Source organism: Rahnella sp. BCC 1045, from assembly GCF_019049615.1.
GTDB lineage: Bacteria > Pseudomonadota > Gammaproteobacteria > Enterobacterales > Enterobacteriaceae > Rahnella > Rahnella contaminans.
This window is the reverse complement of record NZ_JAFMOZ010000031.1, coordinates 1-741: the sequence shown is the minus strand read 5'-3', so window position 1 is coordinate 741 and position 741 is coordinate 1. Positions and strand designations below refer to the sequence as shown.

The following is a 741-nucleotide window of genomic DNA, read 5'->3' as shown; positions in this document are numbered from 1 at the left end:
GCATATAAAAAAGCAATGTCTTAACTTTATATATAAATAATTTCGAAACTGATGGAATAATGTATGAACACTGTTTCTATTTACACTTGTCACCATAAACCGAGTGCATTTTTAGATTCTCCTTTAATTAAACCAATTCATGTTGGTAAGGCAAATTCGAATAATGTTATTTGCTGTCAAGGCGACGACACGGGTGATAACATTTCCTATAAAAACCCATTTTATTGTGAGCTTACTGCACACTATTGGGTATGGAAGAATGCCATACCTACAGATTATGTGGGTTTCATGCATTATCGTCGACATTTTAACCTCTCTGGTGACCAGCAAAAGCCAGAAGACAATTGGGGTATGGTTAATTGTGAGGAAATCAATGAGCAATACCAAGCCGAATTTGGTTTAAATGAAAAGCAAATTCTTAAAATTCTAGAGGACACTGATCTTGTTGTCCCTAAAAAATGGTCTGTCAAAGCTGCAGGAAGCAAAAATAATTATCATCATTATAAAGTCTCCGAACATTTACATATCGGAGATTATCAAGCGGCTATAGATGTTCTTTTGCGGCAACACCCTGAGTATTATGCTGCTGTTAAGTCTTTCAATACAGCTGTAGACGGTTACTATACGAATATGTATATCATGAGGAAAAAGCTATTTGATGAATACTCATCATGGCTGTTTGGTATTTTAGATGAGTTAGAGAATGAAATTTCTTTTGACAATTATTCAGCCCAAGAAAAA

The 741-nt window shown here is 34.7% G+C and carries 1 protein-coding gene; it reads left to right on the top strand.

The annotated features are described in order from the left end of the window. Window positions 1-63: 63 nt before the first annotated feature. On the top strand, window positions 64-741 hold a 678-nt coding region (locus J1782_RS00170; RefSeq protein WP_217151892.1), incomplete at its 3' end, for a DUF4422 domain-containing protein.